A 21,207-nucleotide genomic window follows, 5' to 3' on the forward strand; every position below is an offset into this window, starting at 1 on the left:
TATGGCGATAATCAATTAAATTCTCTTTTGACTCATCAATAAATGATATACAATATGTATCAAGAGTATTTATACAAGGGGAGCCAATTTAATGACTAAAGATGAACAATTAGACATTTTATATAAATTGAAAAAAGAGATTGAAAAATCTGATCATCAATCGTTTATTCATACGATTAATCAAATTATTAAAAAGGTTTATTTAGAGCAATACACAGCGACTTTCGTAGGTCACTTTTCAGCAGGAAAATCAACACTCATCAATAACATTATTGAACAAGAAATTCTGCCAAGTTCTCCCGTACCTACTACAAGTAACACTGCGATTGTTACAGCTTCAGAAGAGGCTAATATTATCGCGAACATTGAAGGTCAACGTTATACCAAATTAAGTAATTATGACGAAGTTAAATCTTTAAACCGTGAAAATGTAGATATAGAATCGATTGAAATTAATTATGAAACAGATAAGTTTAGTAATGGCTTCACACTTCAAGATACACCAGGTGTAGATTCTAATGTTCAAACACACCGTTCAAGTGCTGAGAGCTTCTTATACACAAGTAATATTATCTTCTATACAGTAGATTATAACCACGTACAATCTGCGATGAACTTCCGCTTCATGAAAGAACTTAATCAAGCTGGCATTCCGCTTGTATTCGTTATCAACCAAATTGATAAACATAACGAAGATGAAATTTCGTTTGATACATTTAAGTCTCGCGTGATGAAGTCGGTCGAAGAATGGGATATTAAACTAGAAGATGTGTTTTACGTGTCAAAATTTGAAACACCACATAATCAACTTCAAGATTTATCGGAATATCTCGTTCAAAAAGACCATGACCGTGAACCGATGGATGTTTATGTTAATCGTATGGTTGATTTTATTACGGAACATCAACTGTCATATATTAACAATCATATGGAGAGCATTCTTGAAGCGCTTGAAGTTTCAGCAACGGAATTTGATGAGGCTTATATCCGTCATCAGCAACATCAATCTGTTAGCGAAGAGTCGCGTTTGTTAAATGATTCTGAAGCATTATATAACTATTTATATGATAAACGCCGCAACATTATTGATAACTCTTATGTTATGACGCATGATATGCGTGAAACGATTAAGCATTATTTAGAAAGCATGACGAAGGATTTTAAAGTAGGTGGCTTTTTCAATAAGAAGAAAAAGACTGAAGAAGAACGCCAGAAACGCTTGGATGCTGCGGTAGAACATCTGCAACAAAAGGTAGATAACGAGATAACCAAAGTTATGCGCGAAGACATGTCATTCTTAACACGCTTTACCACGTCAAAAGACATTAACGAGCGTATCTTAAATCAAAGTTATACGATTGAACCTGCAACATTAGAAGATTTATATCAACCTCAAATTTCAATAAGTAATAATTATGTATTAACGTATTGCGATGATTTAATGAAAAAGCTAAAACAACAAATCTTAAAGCAATCAGAGCCTCTAGTAAATGACATAATTCAAAATGTTGAAGTTGAAGAAGTTGATGATCAACAACAAGATGAAAATGATGATTACCAAATTTATATGAATTTAAGAAATTTGAAACAATCGTTAGAAACTCAAAATTACAAACATTATTATATTCATATGGATGATTCTTTAGATAAACTCATTGATCGTACCGAAATTCAATATGAACCTAAAGAGACAGAAAAACAAACTGAAGCACGCGAAACAAAATCGAAAGAGACCGAAACGGACGGTAAACGTTACCGCGAAACGGTAGAAAGTGGTCTACAAGTCGTAAAAGATATCCCGCTATTTGAGTCAAATAAGAACGACATTCAAAATACGTTAGATCGACTCGATAATCAGCTTATTAAAATTGGTGTCTTCGGAACATTTAGTGCGGGTAAAAGTAGCTTAATTAATGCTTTACTCGGTGATCATTACCTTGTAAGCTCGCCAAACCCAACGACTGCAGCTACAACTGAGATTAGTTACGGTAACAATAGTGGGATTACATTAAAGACACAAGATGAGTTACTTGAAGAAATTAATAATGTAACTGAAATTGTGGGCGAGGTTTATGATTCAGTTGAGTCATTTACTAGCAAGAACCATAAGAAACTTTATCAAGCTATAGAGAAGAATCAGCTTGCCTTTTTAAAGGCTATTGAACAACATCATGATATGTACCTATCAATGCTTGAAAAGGGTGCGTATCAAGAAATTCCACAAGATGAAATTAAAAAGTGGAGTGCTGAAGATGAATACGCGACGTTTGTTAAAACCGTACATATTCAATTAGAACATCCTTGGTTACAAGATAAGATTATTGTTGATTCACTTGGTTTACACTCTAATAACCAACGTCATACAAATGAGACGGAAAAAATCTTAACTTCTTCTGATTTAATATTATACGTGAGTTATTTTAATCATTCGTTTACAGATAATGACAAAGCGTTCATTAAACACATGAAAGATATGAACCAACTTATCGAGAACCAAGCATTCAAGATGGTTGTAAATGCAGTAGATTTAGCTGAAACTAAGCAAGATGAAGAAGATGTTATTCAATATGTAGATGATGCATTGCAACAAGTTGATATGCATCCAGAAATCTTTGGTGTTTCAAGTCGTAATGCATTACAGTCAGGTGATGACGGTATAAATCAACTTCATGATAGTATTACGCATTTTGCAAAAGTCGAATCTAAACATGTTTTAGAACATGCAATGTGTCAACAACTTACACAAATGAACGTTTCATTTAAATCAATGATTGATGAACATCAAAATAATAAATCCGAACTTGAGAAAAATAAACAAGACTTAAAACAAATTAAATCACCTAAAGTCTTTAAAGATAAGTTCTTAGATACGACAAATATTAAATCTGAAAATGAAATTGAAGATCAAATTTATCACTTATCAGAACGCTTGAAAATTCAATTGTTAGATGAAGTGAAATCGGTATTTAATGGTCAAATGACAAACACGTCTAACTTTAATCAAGAAAAACGTTTAGCGTCGAAGGTGTATTTAGATCAAATTCAACAACGTTTATATCTTGAACAAACTTTAATGATTGAAAGATTAAAACGCTTTATAATTTCAACTTATGAAAATGAAATTGCACCAACAATTAAAGAGTTACAACAACGACATGTTTTAATTCATCCTACTTTTAAAGTAGATGTCGATGAAATTAATGAATCCTATTTAAATATTGATTTAGATCAGTTTGTCGAAGGCTTACCTAAGCAGTTAACGAAGAAAAATATTTTAAACCATGAGAAACAAAAACAAATTCAAGAAACGATATTGAATCTTTCAGTCACATTATTGGGAGATGGCTTTTCAAAATTAAGAAATAGTCTCATGACGCTTAAAAATCAACAACTTAAAGCACTCGATAATCAAGTCGAAGCATTTGAAACGGAAGCAAATTCTCAAATCGACGGTATTTTAAACTTTAGCATGGATGAGGCATTGCTTGGTCAATTACAAGAAGCGATTGCTGAACTCGACCGTTTAGATTTGAAAGCATAAAGGAAGGTCACTTATGGAGAAACGCATTTTACTCATAGATGGTATGGCGCTCTTATTCCGCCATTTCTATGCGACAAGCATTCACAAGCAGTTTATGAGAAATAGTGAAGGGGTGCCTACAAACGGTACTCAAGGATTTATTCGACATGTCATACAAGCTGTGCATGACATTAAACCAACTCACGTAGCGGTGTGTTGGGATATGGGTCAAAAGACCTTTAGAAATGATATGTTCGAAGCCTATAAATCAAATCGCAAGGCGCCACCAGAAGAACTCATACCACAATTTGATCACGTCAAAGAACTCTCTGGAGCTCTAGGTTTCCATAATATCGGCGTTGTGAATTATGAAGCGGACGATGTAATGGGAACGATTGCGAAACATTATGCTAAAGAGAACCGAGTGTTTATCGTGACTGGCGACCGAGATTTATTACAATGTATTGATGAACATGTTGAAATATGGCTCATTAAAAAAGGCTTTAAGATATATAACCGTTACGATATGTCACGTTTTAATACGGAATATGACCTACAACCACATCAACTCGTAGATGTAAAGGCGTTTATGGGTGATACGGCAGATGGATATCCCGGCGTTAAAGGTATCGGTGAGAAAACGGCAGTGAAACTGATTCAAAATCATCATTCTGTAGAAGGAGTGCTAGACAATATCGATCAACTAACGAAAGGCCAACAAACGAAGATCAATACGAATGTTGACGCTTTAAAGTTATCTAAATCGTTAGCTCAAATTCATACAGACGTGCCTTTAGACCATGAGTCTTTAATTGAAAACATGCGATATCGTCTTAACTTACCGCTCATTTTGAACGTTTGTGACGAGCACGAATTACGCGTTTCCAAACGCTATATTACGTCAAATTTTATTTAAATTTTCACTCTAGAAAAAGCCCTCTCAATGATGTAACAGTCATTGAGGGGGCTCAATTTTTATGTTGAGGTACTAAGGATTATTTCATCTTTCTAAGCGCTTGTTGCGCGAGCTGGTTCGCTTCTTTATTCTGGTCGCGGGGTACCCATTTAACAAAAACTAAATCAAACTCGTGTTCAAGTGATTTATAAGTTTGAAAGTAATGCTTGAACTTTTCGCTTTTAACTTGGTCGTCTAAAATAGAATCTTCCACTAATTTGGAATCTGTTTGAATGAAAGCATTTTTGACGCCATGTTGGATTGCTAAATGTAAGGCATATAATAACGCTTCCCATTCAGCAGAATGATTATCAGTAATACCTAAATATTTGGTTTCTTTAATACGCTCGTTCTCTAAAGCAATTACTACGCCACAAACACTCTCGCCAGGATTTCCTCTCGTTGCAGCATCAAACGCAATTTTAGCCATCTATTACTCATCCTTTTCGATTTCTTACTTAATATTATATCAAAATGAATTTCTTTTACACCCGCGGCCAATTAAATTGATATATTTATTTAATGATTCCCGCTTTTATATTGACATTATATGTTTCAATATATTATAAATAATTTAAGCAAACTATTATTTCTCAATATAAAAGCACATCAAGAAAAGAGGTATCATCAATGAGTCAACATCAAAGATTTAGTATACGAAAGTATAAGAAGGGTATTTACTCAGCTTTACTTGGTACAACTATCCTTTTGGGTGGTAATTATGTAGCTGAAGCTGAAGAAACTACCAACTCCACAGTCCCTGATCAAAACAATGAGTATGTCCACGCTCACACGATAAAAGGCCATGAAGGTGAAGTCGTTAATCAGCCTATTATCGAAGCACCAAACTACGCTGGCGACAATGAAGCCACATTTTCTTTCAAAGAGGGACAAGACACACATGGTTTAAATATTAACAAAACCTATATCTAGGGTACCTTAACGACGCCAACTGATTTGAAACCCTTAACCATTCGCGCGACTAAGAAGGATAACCAAGAAGAATTTCTTGAATATTATGTTCGTGTTAACGAGGCCTTAAAATTATTTGAACCTATAATTACCAATGATATCACTACTCAATCTACTTTCATTCGCGGCACATCTGAACCCGATACAACAGTCAACTTTTTCTATAATGAAAAGGGAAATCAAGTGACGAAGCATACGCGTCCTTTGTTGGATGCCAATCAAAGTCCTTTGTCAACGGTAACGAATTCTGACGGTACTTTTAACGTAGATTATGACTTTTCAAATATGGAAGATGCGTCGTTTTATGCGGTAGCGTCTAAAACAGGCTATAAATATTCTGAACCTTCTAACATCGTAGTTGTATATAACGAATTTAAACTTAAAATCAATCAACTCGATAAGGAAGGTTTAAAAGCGTATTTGAAGGAAATTAACGATCAGTTTAGTGCGCTTAAAACAATCGTAGAAGCTGAGAAAAATAATCCAAATAGTAGTGCTATTTCGGATGACACGCTTAAAAAGCTACAAACCTTGTTTAAAAATGCTCAAGAGTTAAAAGCAGCAATCGATAAAAAAGAAGCTGAAGAGACGTCTCAACCAATCGACTTTTCAAAAATGACAAAAGATGAATTGAAAGGGTACTTAGTTGAAGTTAATAAGCAGTTTGAATTGCTTAAGTCACTGGCTGCAGAAGATTTGAAAAATGGAACTACTATTGTGAACAACAAAGAAACAATAGAGAAGCTCGTTAAATTGCGAGATAAGTTATTAGAGTTAAAAGCGCACGTTGATAAACAAGAGTCGGAAGCTAATCAGGAAAATACGAAACCTGAGCCTAAGGATCTTTCTAAAATGTCGAAAGACGAGTTAAAAGCGTACTTGGTTGAAGTTAATAAACAACTTGAGTTATTGAAAAAGTTAGCTGAAGAAGACTTAAAAAATGGTACGACAATCGTCAATAACAAGGAAACAATAGATAAACTGCTTAAGTTACACGACCAGCTCGTAAAATTAATGACAGAGGTTGAGGCACGTGAAGCAAAAGCGGGTGATAAACCACCTGTAGAAGATAAAGAAATTGACTGGAAAGGGCTTTTAAAAGAGTTAGAAATGAACCTTGATGGTTTAAATAAAGAAGAGGCATTGAAACAATTGACGTTGCTAAAAGAAAAATTTGCAAAGTTTAAAGCGCTTGTCGAACAAGAAAAGGTTAAAGCGGATAGTTCTGTGTTTAATGATGATTTCTATGAAGCATTGCTTAAGCTTGAAGCTAACTATGCTGAATCAATCAACCAATACTTAAAAGCAAATCACTATCCTAAAGATCCTGCTAATCCGTTGCAATTCATGCCAGAGGTTAAGAAAAAAGACAATGCTGATACAGTCGTGACACCTTTACCAACTTCGGTCAATACGAGTCATGGAAGCGAGGATTCAACGCCTTCAAAAGCCAAATCAGCTAAAGCGCAACAAGCTCAGAAGATGTTGCCACAAACAGGTGAATTCGATCATCAAAAATTAATTAACATTGGTATGATTTCACTTTTAGTTGGAGGAAGTATCTTATTAAGTTACCGCAGTAGAAAGCATAACTAACATTAGGATACTGAGATAGAACGAAGTAACCGAAACTAACACCACGAAATGAGGACTGAATATGAGACATCAAAAGATACAAAGATTCGGTATAAGAAAATATAATGTCGGTTTATTTTCTACCGTAATAGGTACCTTACTTTTTCTAGGTAGTCAATCAACCGCATTTGCAGATGAAACGACACATCGTGAATCAAATGTAATTGCTACTACTATTCATGAGTCAGAATCAGATAAAGAAGAAGCGGACACACCGAAGCCAGAGGAAGCAATTACGCCACTAGAATCTGAGACATCTGATGATACGAATACATTAAATGTAAAAGACGAAGTATTAGATTATGAGAGTAAAACTGAAACTGAGAGTGAAGCGTCAGAAGACGACGCTAAAGACAAAGTCGAAGAAAAAGATAAAAAAGACGAAGAGACTCAAGAAGAAAAATCTGAGAAGGAAGCTAAATCTGATAAGGAAGACGAAGCTTCTAAGTCAGAGGAATCTCAGAAAGAAGATACGCCTAAAACTGAGAAGGCTAAAGCTGAATCACGTGAAGCGACTGAAGATAGTAAACCACGTCGTCGAGGCAAGCGTTCATTAGAAGCTAACTCGCTCCGTGAAGCTACACCACCAGAGAATAATCCTATAAGAAAGCGTTCAAAGCGTGCTACTAACGATCCAACGCCTACGCAAGATCGAAGTAACCGACATAGCTTTATCTATGGGGATCCAAACGATCCTAGAACGCTTATGTTAAATGATTACGACCACCCATTAAATTTTACAGATGGTATGGACTTGCATCTTGATTTCAACTGGTTAAACTATAATGAAAACCGTCGTCGTGTGAGAAACCAAAACGGTGACCCTTATGGTTTAAAAGGTGCAGGTTTACATCAGGAATTTGTATCTAACACAAGCGAAATCTTGTTGAGATATGTTACATTCCCTGGTAATAACAACTATTCTACTAATGAAGAACGACTACATTTATCTTTCCGTCAACCGAAATTCTACAAAAATATTGAAGCAATCGTTATCGAAGATGGCAACAACACAGTAGGTTTCACACGTAACTACGATGGTTCTAACTGGGATACTGAAGTACGTCAATTTACGAGTCTTTTAAGAAATGCAAGAACGAAAGAAGTAAGACTTAAAATCAAGTTGAAAAATGGTCAGACATTAAGATCACTTGGTTTCACGGATGACATTCCAGTTTATGTGACATCTTCTCTTGAAGATACAAGAAACGGTATTATCGCGAACTCGGTACAAAATACGTTAATTACGTTAAAACAATACGGCGGTCGTGAACAACAAGGCTTTCCAATTATTGATAGCTTGAATAATCCATCAGGCTTCTTTATTAGACCTATGAATAGTAACATCGTCGTAAACCGTAAAGATAAAACATTTATGGTGAAACACAACTTCCAGCCTAGGGGTAATGCGACAACGAATGAACAACTACGTTATTCATTGTTATATTTTAAAGAGCAATTACCTAGAGAATTATTACCTTTCGTACGTCCTGAACTTGTAGAATTATTCCAAACGAATAACAACGATATCGAAGGTCAAGAACAAGCTACTGGTAAGAAGGCTCACAGATTTACACTTGATAGTAATGGTTTGCTTGATACAAGCCAAGGTTCGAAATGGTCTATCATTAACCCTAATGCTGAGACTCTTGATAACTTTAGAACAGCTGAAAACAATTGGCGTGAAGTATTAACTAAGAACGATAATTCTCCTGTTTCGTTCGCGACACGTTACTATTTAAAAGACAATGTGACTTTCGACTCTATGGAAAAAGCATTAAAACAGTCTTTAGGCTTTAAATTATTACATTTAGATTCATGGTTTGAATTAGACCAGGCAAACACAAAACTACAGACGCATTGGCCTGTAATAGACCGTGGTAGCCCTGAAAAAATCATGAAGGGTAGTTATTCAGCTAACTTCTTTGACTTTAGAAATTTAAATAAAGATACACCGCCTACAATTGATCCAATAGCGAACAAGACAGTACTAAAAGATGCAGGTATTGAACCAATTCGTGTCAGAGCTCATGACGACAAAGTGGTTTCAAGAATAACTGTTACAAACTTACCACAAGGTTTATTATTCGATTCAGCAAATAATGAAATTCACGGTTTCCCTACAGAATTGGGTACTAAAACGGTAACTGTTCGTGCATATGATAACCGGAATCATGAGACGTCGAGAACTTTTAATATCACTGTTCAAAAAGCGCGTTTAGAAGCACCGACTTTAAACCCGGTTAATAACGAAGAGTGGGTTGTTACAGGTAAAGCTATACCAGGTACTCGAGTAGGTGTCAAAGTTAATGGCACACCTTTAACGCTCAATGGTCAACCAAAATTAGTTGATACAGATGATAGAGGTTTTTATAGCTTTAGATTAAATAACCGTGTCCCAGCTGGACAAATTATTAGAGCATACACGACAAAAGCAGGCTATCAAGATTCTAATGATTCAGCGCCAGTAACTGTTTCTCGAGGTAATCCACCTCGTTTAACAACACCTACGACGAATTCGTATACAGATCAAGATCCAATTAGTATTGATTTACAAGCTGTAGATGATGTTACTGAACCACATCGTATAACTTATAGTTTTCCACCAGGAACTAATACTTATGGATTAGTTATCGATCATAATCGTTTAAGAGGTACCGCGAATTTACAAATGCATAACCAACCTATACAAGTCATAATATCGGATGAAGTAGGTAATACAAGACTTGAGACTTTTACAATGCTAGTAAGTGCTCGACCTCAGGCTAATGCGCCTATCATAGACCCTGCAAGTGCTAACTCTGAAACTCAGTTCTTGAGAGTGCATGGTAATAAATTCGGTAGAATTGATTTGTATCGAAATGGTGTATTATATACTGAGTCTAATGGAGCACCTTCTTACGCATTTGTATCATCAATGTCAGGAGGATGGGCGTCAGCTCGATTAGACCGTAAGTTTCAAGCTGGAGACGTTATAGTAGCGCAATATCCAAATAATGGTTCTCCGCCTTCAGCACCGGTTGTAGTTTCTGACAAAACAAGACCGAACATGAGTGTAATCCCTGATCAAGAGATTCTTGAAGGTGACGCTTATAATATTACGCTTACAGGTAATGATAACTACACACCTGCAAACGAGTTAGTATATGCATTTGAAGAGGGTCAAAATTTGCATGGCATGCGTATTGAAGGCAACCGAATTGTAGGTACCGCTTCAGATCCATTACTAACTAATGTGAGTATTCATGTTAAAGTAATTGATAAAGGTAAAAATGAAAACTCTCGAACATTTAATTTAAAAGTTAATGCGAAACCTCAAGTAGCAAAACCTACTATTAGTGGTGACTTAACTAGTGAAATGAATCGGGTAACTGGTACTACGACCGCTGGAGCTACAGTGACTTTACGTAATAATAATGTTCCTGTAGTTAACAGCAATAGACAACCAATTACTACTGTAGCCGATAGCAACGGTAACTTTGTGTTTAATTTAGCTAACAGATTACAGGCTGGCGCTCAAATTACCGTTACAGCAACTAAAGCGCGTCACAATGATTCTGAAATTTCGGACGTTAAAACCGTATCTGATGCGACATTCCCTACTTATGATTACATTGCATCAATCGTTAAAACAATTAATGACCCTGTTCAAATATCTATCGTAGGTCGTGATAATGTAACAACGCCTCAGAACTTAAGATATGAATTTGAAGCAGGTCAGGATACTTATGGTTTAACTATTAGTGGTCAAACGATTAATGGTCCGGTAACAAAATTAACGAACGGTACAAAACGTATACGCATGAAAGTTACAGATGAAGCCGGCAACTTTGCATGGGGAACTGTAACGTTAACTGTTAACGATTATCCAAAACTAGCTGCGCCAACTATTACAACAAATATTAACTCAGAAACTACAATCGTTCATGGTACAGGTGTGGTAGGTTCAACAGTAAAACTTTATAATGGTACGGAAGTTCTAAGAGATCGTGGCAATAAAGAACTTGCTTATACAATTGGCGCAAATGGTAGCTATAGATTCACGTTGGCAAGTAAACTACCTGCAGGTAGTGAAGTCATAGCTGTTGCTACAAAAACAAACTTTAGAGAATCTGATGCTTCAAGCGTTGACGTCGTTGAAGATGCAACACCACCATCAACACCTAAAGCAATTAGAGTTACAGTGACAAGAGGCCATAGAGTAAATACAGCCATCACCTTAAGAGATAATGTTACTTCACAACAAAATTTACGTGTAGTATTAGTGCCTAATCAAGAGACACATGGTATCTCTATTTCTAATACACATATTACAGGTACGGCGACTTCCGTGACTTCACCAAAACCAATTCAGTTTAAAATTATTGATGAAGCTAACAACGAACGATTAGCATCGTTTACGTTAGAAGTACGCGAGCAACCTCATGCTGCAACACCATTATTTAGTTCTAGTATAAATACAAACACAACTGAAATTTCAGGTACTTCGACACCTAATTCAACAGTTCGATTAAAAAACGGACCAAACTTTATCACGGATAGCAATAATCAACCATTAGTTGCAACGGCGAATAGTAGAGGTAAATTTATCTTTAATTTAAGTCAACCTTTACCATACCTCGCTTCCATAACTGCTATTGCGTCGTTACCTTTACATTTAGACTCTTTACCATCTCGCGAGTTGATTGTAGTCGATAAAACTGTACCAGTTATTGATACCTCAAATCTAAATGATTTAAATCTAACTGTGGGAGATGACATAAGCATTCCTTTAAGAGCTACGGATAATGCAACAAGTCCTAATTCTATAATTTTCTCGGTTAAGAGAGGTTCTGCTAATACTCAAAACTTAACTGTTCAAAATGGTATGTTGACTGGTATTGCATCAAGTCCAGTAACAAATGAAATCGTAACACTCGTAGCTACAGATGGCGCTAGTAACTCATCAGAACATTCTTTTAGAATGACAGTCGTTGAACAACCTCAATTAGATCCACCTCAAGTAAATGATATTAACAGTGATGATCTAACAATAACGGGTACTACAGCACCAAACGCAACGGTAAGTGTTACAGTTAACAATAATCCGTTAGAAAATAGTTCTCATGATGCTATTACGGCAGTAGCTGATGCAACAGGTGCTTTTACTATTAATCTAGAAACACCTATAGAAGCGTATTCAAACGTAACCGTATCCGCTTCTAAAACGAAACATCGTAGTTCAGACCCTTCTGACACTATCGTTGTTTCAGATGGTACAGCACCAGAATATGACGCTATAGCGCCTATTAATACCACTAGAGGACATGAAGTAAGTCAAGATATTTCATCATATGACAACGTTTCACAGCCAGGTAATTTAGTATATGATTTCGCAAATGGCCAAGATAATTATGGCTTAAGTATTGACGGTGGTATCATTACTGGACGACCTAATAAAGTAACTAATGGAGACGTTACAGTAAGATTTACCATTACTGACGAAGCTAACAATATTAAAGATGGCGAATTTACTTTAAATGTACGCGAACAACCTAAAACACCTACACCTAGCTTAAATAATATTACGACTGAAACGACTACTGTTACAGGTAGTGCAGTAATCGGTAGTACGATTAAGCTTAAAAAAGGTACGAATTATATTACAAATAGCCAAGGTCAGCCTTTAACGACTACAACGAATCAAAATGGTACATTCAATATTCAATTACCGAACAAACTCGTTACAGGTGATCGTGTAGTAGCTATAGCATCGCAAGATTTACATCTTGATTCTGACCCTTCAACAGTTGATTTAGTTGAGGATAAAACACTTCCTACAATTAGTCCTATTTCTCCAATTCATGGACGAAGAGGGTATGATATCACACCAGTTGCAATAAGTGGTACAGATAATACGACACGTAGTAACAACTTAGTTTATGCTTTTGCAGGTAATCAAAATACGCATGGTTTAAGAATAGATAACAAACGTATCGTCGGTGCTCCTAATACAGTTCTAAGTTCACCAGTTACATTAAACTTAACTGTTACTGACGAAGCGGGTAACGTTGGTACTTCAACAGTATCCTTTACTGTGGAAGAACAACCTAAACTTGCCAAGCCAACGATTAGTCATGATATCTCTACGGTTACGAATGAAATTACAGGTACAGCTGAGAGTGGTAGTACTGTTAAATTGTTAAGAGGTAATCAAGAAGTAACAGGTGCAAACGGCACTCCTTTAACTGCTGTAACAAATAATCAAGGACATTACGCAATTCAATTACCAAACACTTTCTCAACAGGAGACAACATTACTGTCGTAGCAAGTAAAAATTTACATTTAGATTCAGATGCTTCCGATATGAAAGCAGTTATAGATCGTACAAATCCATCCCTAAATCCAATAGCGAATATTAACGGTATGCGTGGTTACGACATTACACCTATAACACTTACGGCAACTGATAATACGACGTCTAGTAATGACTTAGTTTACGAATTTGTTGCCGGTCAACCAACGAATGGTCTATCTATTGTCAATAAACAAATCGTTGGTGTGCCTACAATTGTTACGCCTTCTCCAGTAGAGTTAACTGTTAAAGTAACTGACCAAGCGGGCAACTTTGATACTAAAAAAGTTATTTTAAATGTAGTTGAACAACCTAAATTAGTTACACCTACGATTACAACGAACATCAATTCTGAAACAACAGAAGTTACGGGTAGAGCTGAAAATGGTTTTAAAATCAAGATTAAAAAAGGTAATGACTTTATTCTTAACGCTCAGGGTCAACCCCTTGAAGTAACAACTAATAACCAGGGAGAATTTAGACTATCATTACCTCAAAAAGTAGATGCAGGAAGCAATGTAACTGTTGTGGCTTTTAAAGACAAACATTTAGATTCAGATCCATCTACTGTAGATTTCGTGGAAGATGCGACGAACCCAACACTTAACCCTATTTCAAATATTAATGGAACGCGTGGTTATGCTATCACGCCTGTAAATTTAACGGGATCTGACAATGCTACGTCGCCAAGTGACTTAGTATATGAATTTGTTTTAGGTCAAGATACGAATGGTTTACAAATTGTAAACAAACAAATCGTGGGTACGCCAACTTCAGTGACAGCTTCACCATTAGAACTTTCAGTTAAGGTTACTGACCAAGCTGGAAATATTGATACGAAGCGATTCACTTTAACTGTAGCTGAACAACCTAAGTTATCTAAACCAGTCATAACGACGAACATCAATACTGAAACAACGGTTGTAGAAGGTACTGCTGAAGCGGGCGCGACAGTCAAGATTAAGAACGGTAGTAGCTTTGTAAACGATAATAATGGTCAACCGATTTCAGTAACAGCTAACAACCAAGGCCGATTTGCAATCAATCTACCTCAGAAATTTAATACGAATGATGTAATCACTGCCTTAACGTATAAGCAGCTACACCTTGATTCTGATGCATCAAATCCTGATACGGTAGAAGATGCTACACGTCCTTCGCTTAATTCAATATCAAATATTAACGGAATGCGTGGTTATGATATTACACCAGTACAATTATCTGGAAGTGATAACACGACGGCATCTAATGACTTAGTATATGATTTCGCTCCTGGTCAAGATACGAATGGTTTACGTATCGAGAACCAGCAAATCGTGGGTACTCCAATAGCTGTAACGGCTTCACCGGTTGAACTTACTGTACGCGTAACGGACCAAGCAGGTAATACAAATACGAATACGTTTACGCTAAATATCGTTGAACAACCTAAATTAAGTACGCCTATTATTACAACTAACGTGACTTCTGAATCATTAGTGATTTCAGGAACTGCTGAGGCAGGTTCAGTCGTTAAACTTAAGAATGGTTCTAACTTCGTCATTGATCAAAGCGGCTCACCAATTGAAGCAGTCACGAATGCTTCAGGAAGATTTACATTTAACCTTAATGACAAAATCGATGTAGATAGCGAACTTAAAGCAATCTCTTATAAAGATAAGCACCTTGATTCAGATGAATCAGCGCCAGTTATCGTCTCTGATGATACAAATCCAGTTTTTGATCAAATTCCTGCAATAAATGGAATGCGCGGCTATGAAATTTCGCCAGTAACAATTAACGCCCGAGATAACAAAACGCCTAGTAATAATCTTGTTTATGAATTTGTTCCAGGTCAAAACACGCATGGTTTATCAATCCAAAACAATCAAATTGTGGGTACACCTAACAAAGTCATTACTAATCCAATTGAACTTTCAGTTAGAGTTACAGACCAAGCAGGCAAATCTGATATTACGACTGTTTCCTTAACTGTTGCGGAACAACCGAAGTTAATGAAACCAACTATTACTACAGATGTTAACTCTATGACTACATCAATTACCGGTACTGGAGAACCAGGCGCTACAGTTCATCTTAAGAATAATCAACAAGACGTAATTAGAACTAATGGTCAACCAATCACTACAATAGTAGGTAATGATGGCAGCTTTACGCTTAGTCTGCCGAATCCACTACCTGCCAATTCTGAAGTAACCGTTCTAACTACAAAGGATAAACATCTTGATTCTGATAGTTCAGATGTAGATCATATCGAAGATAAAACGCCACCAACGCTTACAAAACCTAATGGCATTCTTGAAGTCAACGGTATGCGTGGTTATGATTTAGCACCAGTTCAACTAAGTGGTACTGATAACGTATCAAATTCTAACCGTTTATCGATAAGCTTTAAGCCTGGTCAAGATACACATGGTTTAAACATTACGAATAACGTTTTAAGTGGTACACCTGTTAAAGTCACGCAACAACCAATTACACTCACACTTTTAATAGAAGATGAAGCTCATAACGTTTCAGAAGATACGCTTACTTTAAACGTTGCTGAACAACCTAAGTTAGTTAAACCAACAATAAATGGTGATATTGATACGAATAGTAATGTCATTACAGGTAATGCTGACCCAGGTGCTTTGATTACGCTTTATGATGGAAACAATCCGTTAACAGACTCAAGCGGTAATCCAATCACAGGTGTTGTCGCTCAGGATGGCACATTTAACATTCCGCTTCATAAACCATTAGCGCCGAATGTTGCCCTTACTTTAAAAGCAACGAAAGATAAGCATCTTGATTCGGATAGTTCGGATACTGACCAAGTTGAAGATCGAACTAACCCAACACTTGAAGATATTAATGATGTTACTGTTTTAAAAACAAAAGAAATTCGAATTCCATTTGTAGCTAGTGATAATAGCAATAACTACGTAGCGTCTTTAACAGGCACTGATTCAAATATCAATTTACGTATTGAAAATGGAGAAATCATTGGTTCTGCAGCTCTGCCAACGAATGGTGCTGTACCAATAACGTTGACAGATGACGCAGGTAACACAGTGAGTAAGACATTTAACTTAACTGTTAAAGAATTTCCGAAACTTAAGACACCAGTTGTAACGGATGATTTGAAATCAACGACTACTGAAATACATGGTACAGCCGAGCCTGGTTCTCTCGTTACGCTTATCAACGAAAATGGACCAATTTTAAATAGTTCGGGACAACCAATTACTGCTATAGTAGATCAAAGTGGCGCATTTGTGATTGCTACGCCTGACGGTTTACCTATTGACACGGAAGTTCAAATTACTTCTACTAAAGCTGACCATTTAGATTCGGATGCTTCAACAAAAGATTTTGTAGAAGATAACGAAGATTTGGATCAAGATGGTAGACCAAATTATCTCGACCATGATATCGATGGTGATGGTATCAACAATGAGGATGAAAAATTACTCAACCTCAATCCTAAACTTGCTGATTCAGATAATGACGGTACACCTGATGGCGACTTAGACAGTGATCAAGATGGTATCTTGAACAAAGATGAGTCTGATCCGAATAGTGAGCGTGCAACGGATAGAGATAACGATGGCAATCCTGACGTTCTAACACAATTAGATACTGATAATGATGGTACACCAGATATAAATGACCCTGATGACGATAATGATGGCGTAAACGACGTAGACGAAGCTTTAATGAACTTGAACCCTAAAGTACGCGATACGAACAATGATGGTACGCCTGATGGTGATGAAGATTCTGATCGTGATGGGCTTTTAAATAAAGATGAGTCAGACCCAACGCTAAATACTGCTACAGACCGTGATCAAGATGGCTTACCTGATATCCAAACTAGAAAGGATACAGATGGTGATGGAACGCCTGATGTTGATGATACGGATATCGATGGCGATGGTATTAATAACGCGGATGAAGCATTGATTGGTACAGACCCTAAACTTAAAGATAGTAATCAAAATGGCACACCTGACGGAGATGAAGATTTCGATGGTGATGGTATCTTAAATAAAGACGAGTCAAATCCTAATCGTGCTGATGCCACTGATAAAAACCAAGATGGTCAACCTGATATTACAACGCAACTTGATACGGATGGAGACGGTACGCCAGACCACCAAGATCATGATGACGATGGTGATGGTATTAATGATGCAGATGAACTATTACTTGGTTTAAATCCTAAGTTAGTAGATTCTAATAATAATGGTACGCCTGATGGCGACGAGGATTCTGATGGAGATACAATTCCTAACAAGAATGAATCTGATCCGAATTCAGCGACGTTTACTGACAAAGATAATGATGGTAACCCTGATGTATTAACGCAACTTGATACGGATCACGACGGTACGCCAGACCATCAAGATAACGATGATGATAATGATGGTATTAATGACGCTGACGAAGCACATCTTGGTTTAGATCCTAAGTCAACTGACTCTAACAACAATGTTACAGCCGATGGTGATGAAGATGCTGACGGTGATGGCATTCTAAATAAGGATGAATCTGATCCAACATCTAATTCGATTACGGATAAAGATGGAGACAATCAACCTGATATTTCAACGCAGCTTGATACGGATCGTGACGGACAACCAGATCACTTAGATCCAGATGACGACAATGATGGTATTAATGATGCAGATGAACGTGTTCTTGGTTTAAATCCGAAGTCTACTGATTCGAATAACGACGGTACAGCTGATGGTGACACAGACAGTGACGGAGACGGTATTCTGAATAAAGATGAATCAGATGAAACATCTTCTGACATAACTGACAAAAACAATGATGGTAAACCAGACGTATCAACACAACTTGATACGGATAATGATGGCACACCAGATTACCTAGACAATGATGACGATAATGATGGTGTGAGCGACGCAGATGAAGCGGTGTTAGGTCTTAATCCTAAGCTTATCGATTCAAATAGTAATGGTGTTCCAGATGGTGACGAAGATGCTGACGGAGATACGATTTCAAACAAAGATGAATCAGACACTACGATTTCAACGTTTACAGACAAAGACCAAGATGGCGTTGCTGATATTAATACTGCTCTAGACACGGACCATGATGGCCAACCAGATCACGAAGATAACGATGATGATAATGATGGTATCAATGATTCCGATGAAGCATTATTAGGATTAAATCCGAAATCAGCTGATTCTGATAATAATGGTACAGCTGATGGTGATGAAGACTCTGATGGAGATACTATTCCAAATAAAGATGAATCGTATGAAAATGCTAACGCGCCAACTGATAAAGATGGTGATGGCAACCCTGATGTATTAACACAACTTGATACAGATTCTGATGGCACACCTGATCATCTAGATACAGATGATGATAATGATGGCGTAAATGATGCCGATGAAGCGGTCTTAGGTTTAAATCCAAAATTGGCCGATTCTGATAACAATGGTAAGCCAGTTGGAGACGAGGATGCAGATGGCGATACAATCCTTAACAAAGACGAATCAGACGCTTCAAGTTCACAACAAACTGATAAAGATGGCGACGGTCAACCTGATATTAATACAGCTTTAGACACTGACCACGACGGTCAACCAGATCATGAAGATAACGATGATGATAATGACGGTTTATCTGATGAAGATGAACAACTTCTAAACCTTGATCCTATGAACTCTGATTCTGATGGTGATGGTGTGATAGATGGCGATGAAGATGCTGACGCAGATGGTACGCCTAACTCGAAGGATGATTATCCAAGTGATGCAAAACGTCATATTGATAAACAGCTCGATACGGATGGCGACGGTATTCCGAACTATATTGATTCTGATGATGACAACGATGGTTTATCAGATGAAATCGAAAGACTTTTAAACCTTGATCCTGTGAACCCTGATTCTGATGGTGATGGCGTTATAGATGGCGATGAAGATGCCGATGCGGATGGTACGACGAACGCAAACGACGATTATCCGAATGATGCAAAACGTCAAATCGATAAACAACTTGATACGGATGGCGATGGTATTCCAAATCACCTCGATTCAGACGATGACAACGATGGATTATCAGATGAAATCGAACGACTTCTAAACCTCGATCCTGTGAACCCTGATTCTGATGGTGATGGCGTTATAGATGGCGATGAAGATGCCGATGCGGATGGTACGACGAACGCAAACGATGATTATCCAAGTGATGCAAAATGTCAAATCGATAAACAACTTGATACGGATGGTGACGGAATTCCTAACCATATCGATTCTGATGATGACAACGACGGTTTATCGGACGAAATCGAACGACTTCTGAACCTTGATCCTATGAACTCTGATTCTGATGGCGATGGTCTTAAAGACGGCGATGAAGATGCTGATGGCGATGGCACATCTAACTCAAAAGATGATTATCCGAATGATGTAAAACGTCAAATCGATAAACAACTCGATACTGACGGCGACGGTATTCCTAACCACATCGATTCAGATGACGATAACGATGGTTTATCGGATGAAGTTGAACGACTTCTAAACCTAGATCCATTAAATCCAGATTCTGACAGAAACGGTGTGATAGACGGCGACGAAGATACTGATCAAGATGGTACGCCTAATTCGAATGATGACTATCCGAATGATGCGACACATCTAGTCGACAAGCAACTTGATTCAGATGGAGACGGTATTCCTAACCACATAGATTCAGATGACGATAACGATGGATTATCGGATGAAGTTGAACGTCTTCTCAACTTAGATCCTATGAACCCTGATTCTGATGGAGATGGTGTGACAGACGGCGACGAAGATACTGACGCGGATGGCACACCTAACGTGAATGATGATTATCCTCAAGATGCGACGCGTCAAGTCAATAAGCAACTTGATTCAGATGGAGACGGTATTCCAAATTATCTCGACTCAGACGATGATAACGATGGATTATCGGACGAAATCGAACGACTTCTGAACCTAGATCCTATGAACCCTGATTCAAATGGTGATGGCATTAAAGATGGCGATGAAGATACTGATGGCGATGGCACATCTAATATGAAAGATGACTATCCAAATGATTCGACACGTCAGATTGATACACAACTCGATACTGATGGCGACGGTATCCCGAACTACATCGATTCTGATGATGACAACGATGGTTTATCGGATGAAATCGAACGTTTGCTCAACCTCGACCCATTGAATCCTGATTCAGATGGAGATGGTGTGTCAGACGGCGACGAAGATAATGATGCGGATGGTACGCCTAACTCAAACGATGATTATCCAAATGATGCAACACGTCAAATCGATAAACAAATTGATACGGATGGCGATGGTATTCCAAATTACCTCGATTCAGACGATGACAACGATGGATTACCTGATGAAGTTGAACGTTTACTCAACCTTGATCCACTAAACTCTGATTCTGACGGTGATGGCATTTACGATGGTAATGAAGATCATAATCAAAACGGTATTTCTAATAAGAATGAATTTAGTCAAGCAGTACCTTCTCACAAATTGAAACATGATAGAAGTGAACAGAAGTTAGATAACCAAGCAGGAAAATCAATTAAAGAAACTCAGAAAGATAAAGCTTCATTAAAACAATTACCTGCAACTGGTTCGAACCATACTTCAACCACTTTACTAAGTGTCTTTAGTTTGTTTGCTGGTGCATCATTACTACTAAGAAAAAGAAGAAAACGCAATAAAGATAAATAGAAACCTAAAAAGCCACCTTGGTATGCTTACCAAGGTGGCTTC

The 21,207-nt window shown here is 37.2% G+C and carries 6 protein-coding genes; 5 read left to right on the forward strand and 1 reads right to left on the reverse strand.

The window, feature by feature from the left end:
* The first annotated feature begins 91 nt into the window (after positions 1-91).
* Together A33S_RS0102465 and A33S_RS0102470 are read left to right on the forward strand one after the other, a co-directional pair.
* Entirely contained in the window at positions 92-3,541 is a 3,450-nt protein-coding gene (locus tag A33S_RS0102465) for a dynamin family protein (protein ID WP_017176512.1), read from the forward strand.
* Between the two features lie 13 nt (positions 3,542-3,554).
* A complete protein-coding gene (locus A33S_RS0102470) occupies positions 3,555-4,436 on the forward strand; it encodes a 5'-3' exonuclease (protein WP_009383787.1) in 882 nt (293 codons plus the stop codon).
* A 79-nt stretch (positions 4,437-4,515) separates the two neighbouring features.
* Here A33S_RS0102470 and A33S_RS0102475 read toward each other — a convergent pair whose 3' ends face one another.
* Positions 4,516-4,905, reverse strand: a complete 390-nt coding sequence (locus A33S_RS0102475; protein WP_009383788.1) for a ribonuclease HI family protein — start codon at positions 4,903-4,905, stop codon at positions 4,516-4,518.
* A gap of 200 nt (positions 4,906-5,105) precedes the next feature.
* Here A33S_RS0102475 and A33S_RS0102480 point away from each other — a divergent pair, with 200 nt between their 5' ends.
* From A33S_RS0102480 to A33S_RS0102490, 3 genes are all read left to right on the forward strand, one after another.
* Positions 5,106-5,408 carry a YSIRK-type signal peptide-containing protein gene (locus A33S_RS0102480; protein ID WP_017176513.1) on the forward strand — a complete coding sequence of 101 codons (303 nt, stop codon included), beginning with the start codon at positions 5,106-5,108 and terminating at the stop codon, positions 5,406-5,408.
* A gap of 24 nt (positions 5,409-5,432) precedes the next feature.
* On the forward strand, positions 5,433-7,043 hold the full coding sequence (locus A33S_RS0102485; RefSeq protein ID WP_017176514.1) for an LPXTG cell wall anchor domain-containing protein: 1,611 nt from the start codon (positions 5,433-5,435) through the stop codon (positions 7,041-7,043).
* Between the two features lie 61 nt (positions 7,044-7,104).
* On the forward strand, positions 7,105-21,165 hold the full coding sequence (locus A33S_RS0102490; protein ID WP_017176515.1) for an Ig-like domain-containing protein: 14,061 nt from the start codon (positions 7,105-7,107) through the stop codon (positions 21,163-21,165).
* Positions 21,166-21,207 lie beyond the last annotated feature (42 nt).

Origin of the sequence: Staphylococcus massiliensis CCUG 55927, from assembly GCF_000298075.1 — a bacterium.
GTDB lineage: Bacteria > Bacillota > Bacilli > Staphylococcales > Staphylococcaceae > Staphylococcus > Staphylococcus massiliensis.